The organism is Streptomyces hyderabadensis (assembly GCF_020404845.1).
GTDB classification, from domain to species: domain Bacteria; phylum Actinomycetota; class Actinomycetes; order Streptomycetales; family Streptomycetaceae; genus Streptomyces; species Streptomyces hyderabadensis.
In genome coordinates this window covers 156,671-165,476 of record NZ_JAIOJZ010000011.1, presented here as the reverse complement: position 1 = coordinate 165,476, position 8,806 = coordinate 156,671, and the positions used below count along the sequence as shown (strand labels likewise).

At 73.6% G+C, this 8,806-nt stretch carries 7 protein-coding genes; 4 read left to right on the top strand and 3 right to left on the bottom strand.

The window, feature by feature from the left end; genetic code table 11:
* Nucleotides 1-109 precede the first annotated feature (109 nt).
* Nucleotides 110-1,030 carry an MBL fold metallo-hydrolase gene (locus tag K7854_RS11610; protein ID WP_226026335.1) on the top strand — a complete coding sequence of 307 codons (921 nt, stop codon included), beginning with the start codon at nt 110-112 and terminating at the stop codon, nt 1,028-1,030.
* A gap of 6 nt (nt 1,031-1,036) precedes the next feature.
* Here K7854_RS11610 and K7854_RS11605 read toward each other — a convergent pair whose 3' ends face one another.
* Nucleotides 1,037-1,747, bottom strand: a complete 711-nt coding sequence (locus tag K7854_RS11605) for a TetR/AcrR family transcriptional regulator (protein WP_226026334.1) — start codon at nt 1,745-1,747, stop codon at nt 1,037-1,039.
* 53 nt (nt 1,748-1,800) lie between these two features.
* On the opposite strand from K7854_RS11605, the gene K7854_RS11600 reads away from it, so the two are divergent.
* The gene (locus tag K7854_RS11600; protein WP_226026333.1) at nt 1,801-2,925 is read left to right on the top strand and encodes an FAD-dependent oxidoreductase; all 1,125 of its coding nucleotides are present in this window, start codon (nt 1,801-1,803) and stop codon (nt 2,923-2,925) included.
* Nucleotides 2,926-2,956: 31 nt separating this feature from the next.
* Here the strand turns inward: K7854_RS11600 and K7854_RS11595 are convergent, their stop codons facing one another.
* Nucleotides 2,957-4,435: an FAD-dependent monooxygenase gene (locus tag K7854_RS11595; protein ID WP_226026332.1), complete on the bottom strand. Its 1,479-nt coding sequence runs from the start codon at nt 4,433-4,435 to the stop codon at nt 2,957-2,959.
* Between the two features lie 297 nt (nt 4,436-4,732).
* Here K7854_RS11595 and K7854_RS11590 point away from each other — a divergent pair, with 297 nt between their 5' ends.
* A complete protein-coding gene (locus K7854_RS11590) occupies nt 4,733-5,869 on the top strand; it encodes a PQQ-dependent sugar dehydrogenase (protein WP_226026341.1) in 1,137 nt (378 codons plus the stop codon).
* Nucleotides 5,870-6,014: 145 nt separating this feature from the next.
* On the top strand, nt 6,015-6,689 hold the full coding sequence (locus K7854_RS11585; RefSeq protein ID WP_226026331.1) for a histidine phosphatase family protein: 675 nt from the start codon (nt 6,015-6,017) through the stop codon (nt 6,687-6,689).
* On the opposite strand, the gene K7854_RS11580 is transcribed toward K7854_RS11585, so the two are convergent.
* Nucleotides 6,673-8,562 carry a LamG-like jellyroll fold domain-containing protein gene (locus tag K7854_RS11580; RefSeq protein WP_226026330.1) on the bottom strand — a complete coding sequence of 630 codons (1,890 nt, stop codon included), beginning with the start codon at nt 8,560-8,562 and terminating at the stop codon, nt 6,673-6,675. The two genes, K7854_RS11585 and K7854_RS11580, sit on opposite strands and share 17 nt — an antisense overlap.
* Nucleotides 8,563-8,806: the final 244 nt, after the last annotated feature.

The following is an 8,806-nucleotide window of genomic DNA, read 5'->3' as shown; positions in this document are numbered from 1 at the left end:
GTTAGGTGGACTCTAGGTCCTACCGTGGTCTAAACGCAAACGCATAGCTTTTAGTGCGAAGGGTCTCGCCCCGCGCCCACCGACACCCACCCGAAGGAAGCGACCGACCATGAGCACCGCCCCCGCCCCCGACCGGACCGCCGCCCCCTCCTGGACGGTGGGAGACGTCACCGTCCACCGCATCGACGAGGTCGCCCTGCCCGCCGCCACCGGATCATGGCTGCTGCCCGGCGCCACCCCGGACCTCGTCGCCGGGCAGCCCTGGCTGCGGCCCCACTTCGCCGCCGACGACGGCACCCTGCACCTCGACAGCCACAGCTTCGCGTTCACCGTCGGCGGGTCGCGCATCCTGGTGGACACCGGCATCGGCAACGGCAAGCAGCGGGCCAACCCCGCCTGGCACGACCTGCGCACCGACTACCTCCAGCGCCTTGCCGACGCCGGCTTCCCCCCGGACTCCGTCGACCTGGTGCTCCTCACCCACCTGCACGCCGACCACGTCGGCTGGAACACCCGGCAGGAGAACGGGACATGGGTCCCCACCTTCCCCAACGCCCGCTACCTGACCGCCCGCGTCGAGCGTGAGTTCTGGGCCGGGTACGGCATGGAGGAGGCGCGCAGGCAGATGTTCCGCGACTCCGTGTTCCCGGTGGAGGAGGCGGGGCAGCTCGACCTCGTCGACGTCCCCGCCGAAGGGCTGGAGGCCGCCCCGGGAGTGCGCCTGGTCCCCACCCCCGGGCACACGCCCGGCCATGTCGCCGTCGAGCTGACCAGCCGCGGCCGGACGGCGCTGATCACCGGCGACTGCCTCCACCACCCCGTTCAGCTCGCCCACCCCGGCGTCGGAGCCTGCGTCGACATCGCCCCTGAACGGGCCGAGGCCTCCCGCCGCGAGCTGCTCGGGTCGCTGGCCGGCACGGACACCCTCGTCCTGGGCACCCACTTCGCGCCGCCCACCGCCGGCCGGGTCGTCGCACACGATGACGCCTACCGGCTGGTGCCCGTCCCCGCTCGCCCCGGCCGGAGGTGACCGACGTCAACGCCCCGGCGCTCCACGCCCGTCGATGCCCGTGAGTCTGGCGGCCACGGCGTCGAGCACCCAGTCCAGGCCGGTCGCGAAGGTCTCCTCCGCGTCCACGTGCGCACCGTCGTACACGGCCTTGGCCAGCGCCGGGAATCGGCCCGTGTCCAGCATCCCGGTCAGGTACGGGCCGCGGGTGCGCTGCCACTCGGACCTGGACAGGCCCGTGGCGTGCTCGGCCCGCAGGTCAGCGAGCTCGCGCCTGATCGCGCCGGTGAAGTAGGCGCTGACCGTCTCCACGGCGCGCATGGCCGTGTCGATGTCCGCGAGGCCGTCGAGGGCGGCCAGCGTGGCCTCGCTCACGGCGAGGGCGTTCGGGCCGAGGGCCGGCCGGCCGCCGAGGAGATCGGCCAGCCAGGGGTGCCGCAGCGCGGCCCGCCTGGTGCGGTGGGCCAGTCCGTGCAGCGCCTCCCGCCAGTCGCCGGGCGGCTCCCCGGGCAGGATCTCGGCGTACACGGCGTCCATCATGAGGTCGAACAGCTCGTCCTTGGTGGAGATGAAGCCGTACAGCCGCATCGGGCCGGCGTCCAGCCGGGCGGCCACCTTGCGCACGGACACCGCCGCCAGTCCGCCCTCGTCGGCGAGCGCGACCGCCGCGGCGACAATCCGCTCCCGGTCGAGCGGAACGGGGCGATGCGGCGGCTCCGGCCGGTCCCAGACAGTCATGCCCCCACCGTACTGTTGCGAGACACCGTAGAGCGACAATACAGTGTATCGACATGAGACAACGTATCGCCGTGGTCGGCGCCGGTCCCGCCGGACTCGCCTTCGCCCGCGTCCTGCACCGCCACGGCCACCTCGTCGCCGTCCTCGAACGCGACCCCGGCCCCGACGCCCGGCCCACGGGCGGCATGCTGGACCTGCACGAGGGGCTGGGCCAGCTGGCCATGGACAAGGCGGGGCTGCTCGCGGACTTCCAGGCCGTGTCCCGTCCCGAGGGGCAGGCCATGCGCATCCTGGACACCGACGGGACGGTGCTGCGCGACTGGCGACCGGGTCCGGACGACCGGGCCAATCCCGAGATCGACCGCGGGCAGCTTCGTGACCTGCTGCTCGGCCCCCTGGACGTTCGGTGGGGGCAGGGCGTGGCGAAGGTGGTGCCGGGGGCCGGGGGCGGCGCGCGGGTCCACTTCGAGGACGGACGGCAGGAGACGTTCGACCTCGTGGTCGGCGCGGACGGCGCCTGGTCCCGCACCCGCCCGGCGGTCTCCGCGGTGACGCCGCACTACACCGGGGTCACCGCCATCGAGACCTCCCTGGACGACATCGACACCCGCCACCCCGGCCTCGCCCGGCTGGTCGGCGACGGTTCCGTGGCCGTGTACGGCGTGAACCGGGCGCTCGTCGCCCAGCGCAACAGCGGCGGCCACGTCAAGGTGTACGCCCAGTTCCGCGCGCCGCGGGACTGGCTCACGCATCTCGATGCGGCAGACGCCGAGGCCGTGCGGTCGAGTCTGCTGACGCTGTTCGACGGCTGGACCGTCCCTCTCCTCGACCTTCTGCGCCACGGCACCGCCTTCGTCCACCGCCCGCTGCACGTCCTGCCCGTGGCCCACACCTGGACCCACGTCCCCGGGGTGACGCTCGTGGGCGACGCCGCCCATCTGATGCCTCCCCTGGGGGCGGGCGCGAACCTCGCCCTGCTGGAGGGCGCCGAGCTGGCCGAGGCCGTCGTCGCCGCCGGTGACGGGGACCTGGACGGGGCGGTCCGCGCCTTCGAGGAACGGATGTGGACGCGGGCCGAGCGGTGGGCCCGGATCACGGCGGACGGTCTTCAGCGCCTGGTGAGTCCGGACCCCGCCGAGGCCCTCGCGGTCTTCGACCGGGTCCAGCCCTCCCGCTGAGCGGCGGCCCCCGTCGGCCGCCCGGGGCGCGTCAGCCGGCGGGCTCGCCGAACCAGCGGGACAGGTGTCCGTCGAGGTCCCGCTGGTCCGCGCCGATCCAGGCGACGTGACCGTCCGGGCGCAGCAGCACGCACGGCGCGTCCAGCGCCGCGGTGGGGTCCGCGAGGTGGTCCACGCGGTCCGACCAGCCGCCGGGGGTCAGGCGTCCGGTGCGGTCCAGCAGCAGGCCGCGTCCGCGCCGCAGCAGGCCGTAGAGGCGGCCCTGGGCCACGTCGACGTCCGGCATGCGGCGGCCGAGCAGGTCGGGGCCCTCGCCGAAGTCGTAGCGGATGCCGGTCGCGGTGATCTTCTCGGTGAGACGGCGGTTCACCTCGTCGATGTCCATCAGCTCGGTGAGCAGCCTGCGCACGGCCCGCGGACCCGGTTCGGCGGAGTGCAGTTCCAGCTGGGCGCGGGTGTTGTCCAGCACGTCCTCGGCGACCGGCCGACGCTCGGTCTGGTAGGTGTCCAGCAGAGTGTCCGGTGCCCGGCCGCCGATCTGCGCGGCCAGTTTCCAGCCGAGGTTGAACGCGTCCTGGACGCCGAGGTTGAGCCCCTGTCCGCCGGTGGGCGGATGGATGTGTGCCGCGTCCCCGGCCAGCAGCACCCGGCCGACCCGGTAGCGCTCGGCCAGCCGGGTGGCATCCCCGAAACGCGACAGCCAGCGCGGGGAGTGCACGCCGAAGTCGGTACCGGCGACGGCCCGCAGCCGCTGCCGGAAGTCGTCGAGGGTGGGCGGTTCCGCGCGATCGCCGACTCCCGCGGCGGGGACCACGACGCTGTAGACGCCCGAGCCGAAGGGGCGCAGCCAGAACCGCGTGCGGCTCTCGCGGACCCGGGCCACCCCGGCGGCGACCTCCTCCCGAGGCACGCCCACTTCCATCTCGCCCATCAGCGTCTCGTTCCGCGAGGGCTCGCCCGGGAAGCCGACCCCGAGCAGCTTGCGCACCGTACTGCGCCCGCCGTCACAGCCGACGAGGTAGCGCGCACGCAGCCGTTCACCCTGGGCCGGCTCCACGGTGACGCCCTCGTCGTCCTGCTCGAAACCGGCGACGGCCGCCCCGTGCCGGACCCGGGCCCCCAGGGCGACCGCGTGTTCCTCGAGGAGCCGGACGACGACCGGCTGCGGGATGCCCAGCAGACAGGCGTACGGGGAGTCCAGGTCCGCGGGAGCGGGTGCGGGGATGGCGGCGAAGAGTCCGCCGGCCGGGCGCCTTCTGCCGTGCCTGAGCAGACGGTCCAGGAGCCCGCGCATGGCCATCAGTTCGAGGCTGCGCATGTGCAGGGCGACGATGCGGACGAACGAAGCGGGCTCGCTGTCCCGCTCCAGGACGAGTACCCGCACCCCGTGCAGCCGCAGTTCGGCGGCCAGCGTCGCGCCGGTCGGTCCGCAACCGGCGATGATCACGTCGAAGTCGTACCCGGCCGGGTCCTTCGACGACGGCTCGGGGGTGAACAGTCCGGAGTCCATGGGTGTTGCCTTTCGGGAGTGCCTGGTGGTCGAGGCGCTCCCGGCGACACCTGGGTCAGTCGCCGGCCATGACGGGAAGGGGGAGCACCCACGTCGATACACGGTTCATGGGTCTCACCTCCTCGGGCGGTGTCACGGTCCAGCGCAAGCTACCGGCGCGGGCGGCACCCGTCCAGTTCTTTTCGGCCCTTGCCATCGCGCCGGAGCATTGGTCTGGGCCAGGATGCCGCGGCCCCCTATTCTCGGTGGTGGCCGGCGACGGAACTTCCCCCCACTCACCGCCTCCGGGAGGCCATGGTGAAAGTTCGCACCCGCATTTCGGCGATCATCGGCACGCTGGGACTGGCCGGGTCCCTGGCCCTGGCCACGGCATCCGCCGACGAGTCCCGCGCCCCCGGCACCGCGGCGCAGGTCGCGCTGACCGAGGTGGCCCGGGCCGAGAACCCGACGGCCGGTGCCGCGGGACCCGAGGACACGGTCTGGATCGCCGAACGAGCGGGCACCGTCCGGGTCCTGGACGACGACGGACTCGGCGAACCCGTGCTCGACATCTCCGACGAGACCACCACCGACGGCGAACGCGGCCTGCTCGGGATCACGTTCGACCCGGACTTCGCGCACCTCTACCTCTCCTACACCGACCTCCAGGGCACCAGCACCATCGACGAGTTCGCCGTCCAGGACGGTACGGTCCGGCAGGACACCCGGCGCACCGTCCTCACCCAGGAGCAGCCCGAGTCCAACCACAACGGCGGCGACATCACGTTCGGCCCCGACGGCCACCTCTACATCGCGTTCGGCGACGGAGGGGGCGGCGGCGACCCCCAGGGCAACGGTCAGCGGCTCGACACCCTGCTCGGCAAGCTGCTGCGCATCGACCCCCAGGGCGGCGACCCGTACGCGATCCCGGAGGACAACCCCTTCGCCGGCGACCCCGGAGCCAAGGGCGAGATCTGGGCGTACGGGCTGCGCAACCCGTGGCGGTTCTCCTTCGACTCCGCAACGGGCGACCTGCTCGTCGCCGACGTCGGCCAGAGTGCCTGGGAGGAGATCGACTGGGCGCCGGCGAGCAGCCCGGGCGGCGAGAACTACGGCTGGTCGCGGATGGAGGGAACGCACCCCTTCCGCGGCGGCACCGAGCCCGCCGACCACGTCCCGCCGATCCACGAGTACGACCGCACCGGCCTCGGCTGCTCCGTCACCGGCGGCTACGTGTACCGCGGCGCGGCGATCGCCGGCCTCAGGGGCCAGTACGTCTACAGCGACTACTGCGACGGCACCCTGCGCTCCCTGGAGATCGAGAACGGCGAGGTGACCGCCGAGCACGACCTCGGGGTGAACGGCGGCGAGGTCGTGTCCTTCGCCCAGCGCGGCGACGGGGAGCTGTACGTCCTCGCCATCGGGGGTGCGGTGTCCCGCGTGGACCCGGCGTGACCCCCGCACCGGCCCGGCCACCGGGCGCGCGTCGGCTCACCGGCCTCGGCGACGCCACCCTCCACGACCGGTGGGGCACGGCTCGTCCCCGGCGGCGCGTGGCACAGTGGAGGTGCCCCGTCGTCCCCCGGAAGGTCCCCGTCGCATGCGTCTCCTGCTCGTCAGGCACGGCCAGACTCCGTCCAATCTCAAGCACCTCCTGGACACGGCCGAGCCGGGCCCGGGGCTGACCGCCCTCGGCCAGGAACAGGCGGCGGCGCTGCCCGGCGCACTGGCCTCGGAGCGGATCGACGCCCTGTACGCGTCCACTCTCGTACGCACGCAGCTGACCGCCGCCCCCCTGGCCGCGGCGACCGGCCTGGAGGTGCGGATCCGGGCCGGTATCCGGGAGCTGACCGCCGGCGACCTGGAGATGCGCGGCGACGAAGAGGCGGCCCACACCTACATGCACACCGCCTTCGCCTGGTCCGAGGGGGACGTACGGCTGCGGATGCCCGGGGGAGAGAACGGGGCGGAGGCCCTGGCCCGTTTCGACGCCGTCGTCGCCGAGGCCCAGGAGGGCGGCGCGCGGACCGCGGTGATGGTCAGCCACGGCGCCGCGATCCGCATGTGGGTCGCGGCGCGCGCCGACAACGTGGACGTCGCCTACGCCGCCCAGCACCCCCTGGCGAACACCGGAGTCGTCGTACTCTCCGGCGCGCCCGACCAGGGGTGGCGGGCGCTGCTCTGGGAGGGCGAGTCGCTGGGACCCCGGCCCGTCACGCCGGGCCCGAACGATCCCACGGGCAGCACCGTGACGCCGTTCAGTCCGGGGGAGTGAGGAACTCCCGCACCGGCAGGGCACGCCCGACGATCCGGGTGTCGCCCAGCCAGCCGTAGAAGCCCTGCCCGAACCGTTCGTCGAACTGCGTGCCGCCCAGGACGAACGGTTTGCCGAGGGTGGCGATGCCGGTCGACGGCTGGGCGGGGTTGCGGGCGATCTTCGAGCCGTCCACGTACATCACCGTGCGGCGGCCGTCGTTGACGACGGCGATGTGCATCCAGCGCCCGACCGGCACCGCGTGGCTCCACGACGTGGGGTCGGCGTCCTGACGGTGCGGGTAGACCACGAACTGGAGGAAGCGCTCGGGGGAGAGGTTGAGGCTGCACGTCGGTTCCAGCGGGGACCAGCCCGTCGTCTTGCCCGCGTCGCCGTTGCGGCCCTCCCAGCTGAGGATGCCCATCCAGTCGTGGTTGCCCTCGAACGGCTCGGGCAGCCGGACGAAGGTCTCGATGGTGTAGCCGCGCGGGAACTTCTCGCTGTTCAGGGCCGCCCCGTCGGCGGTGGTGAGGACCGCGCCGCGGTCGGGGCCCTGACCGCCGTCGAAGCGGAGGCTGGCGTGCGCGGGCTGGCCGCGGTGGTGGTCCTGCGACCAGGTGAGCGCGTCGGCGCCACTGGCGTGCAGCCGGCGCACCGTCAGGTCGTTCCCGCGGCCGGTGAGGTCCCGCACCACGGTGCCGTCGGGCAGGGGCGCACCCGGCCGCTGGGCCGCGTCGGTCCCGGACGCGTCGAAACGCCAGTAGGCGAGCGTGCCGCGGGGCATCACGGCCCGGGCCGGCCGGGGCTTCGGCACGGGCCTGGGGGCGAAGCCGGCGAACCGCTCGTCGAAGTCGATGTCGAGCGTGAACCGGTCGGCGGGACCGGTGAGTTCGAGCGTCTCGGCCGCCAGCGGGGAACGCGCCCCGGGGTCGCGGGCGAGGAACCAGGGCGAGAACGTCTCCACGTCGACGACGCCGCGCACCAGGTCGAAGCCGTAGGTGCGGATCATTCCCGCGCCGCCGTAGTAGCGGTCCTGGTAGTTGGTGATGTGGACGTGCACGTCGTGCCCGGCGTCGTTGGTCAGCACGGTGCGCCCGGGCGGCCAGTAGTGCCCCCCGAGTGCCAGGAAGATCTGGTCGTTGCCCTTGATCAGGCCGTCCCACAGGCGTCGGCCGTGGTCGGACAGCACGGCCTCGCCGTCCTCCCCGGACCAGGCGATGTCGTGCGTGGTGAGCACCGCCGGCAGGGTCGGGTGCCGGTCGAGCACCCCCTGCGCCCACGCCAGGCCCCGGTCGGAGATCCGCCAGTCCAGGGCGAGGACCAGCCACTGCCGGCCGCCGGCCCGCAGCACGTGGTGGCTGTTGTAGCCGTCGGGCGAGGCACCGCCGAACGTCGGCATGGACCGGTAGCGGCCGGGCCCGAACGCGGCGAGGTAGGCGGAGTCGCCCCGCTGGTCGTCGGTGGACGACGGGATGTCGTGGTTGCCCGCGAGCACGCTGTACGGAACCCGGCCGTGCAGGACGCGGAAGGTGTCGGCCGCGAGCCCGATCTCGTCCTCGGTGCCGTGCTCGGTCACGTCGCCGAGGTGCGTCATGAACGCGATGTTGGCAGCGGCCCGTTCGGTGACGAGGTGGCGGAACGTCGCCCGCAGCGGGGCGGGGTCGGCGCTGTCGGCGTCGAACAGGTACTGGGTGTCGGGCAGCACCGCCAGCGCGAACCGGGGACTGTCGGCGTCGAACCGGCCGCCGGACCGCCCGGCGGCATCGGCCGCCTCGGCCGGGCCGGTGGCCGTACCGGCGACCACGGCACCGGCCGCCGGTACGGCCACTGCCGCACGCAACACCCCGCGTCTGTCGGGATGACGGCGACCACTGCTCTGTTCCTCTGCGCTCATCGGGGGCTCCACGGAACGGGTGACGGAAGGGGATCAGCCCGCATGCTGCTCACCCGCGCCGACCGCCCGATGGCGCCGAGCTGAACGCCGCCTGCCCGGCCGACGACGGACCGTGGCGGCACCGGGTCGGCCGTCGCACCCGTGCCCCGATCACGCGTACTGACCATTCGGACCCCGGCGGGGAACAGCGCGGCCTGCCCGTGCTGTTGCATGGGCGAAGGCTGCGGCGCCGGTTCCCGGGACC

Bases quoted from the DNA above. Each gene is read 5' to 3' on its own strand.
- K7854_RS11610 (WP_226026335.1), top strand. From the start codon at position 110: ATGAGCACCGCCCCCGCCCCCGACCGGACCGCCGCCCCCTCCTGGACG.
- K7854_RS11605 (WP_226026334.1), bottom strand. From the start codon at position 1,747: ATGACTGTCTGGGACCGGCCGGAGCCGCCGCATCGCCCCGTTCCGCTC.
- K7854_RS11600 (WP_226026333.1), top strand. From the start codon at position 1,801: ATGAGACAACGTATCGCCGTGGTCGGCGCCGGTCCCGCCGGACTCGCC.
- K7854_RS11595 (WP_226026332.1), bottom strand. From the start codon at position 4,435: ATGGACTCCGGACTGTTCACCCCCGAGCCGTCGTCGAAGGACCCGGCC.
- K7854_RS11585 (WP_226026331.1), top strand. From the start codon at position 6,015: ATGCGTCTCCTGCTCGTCAGGCACGGCCAGACTCCGTCCAATCTCAAG.
- K7854_RS11580 (WP_226026330.1), bottom strand. From the start codon at position 8,562: ATGAGCGCAGAGGAACAGAGCAGTGGTCGCCGTCATCCCGACAGACGC.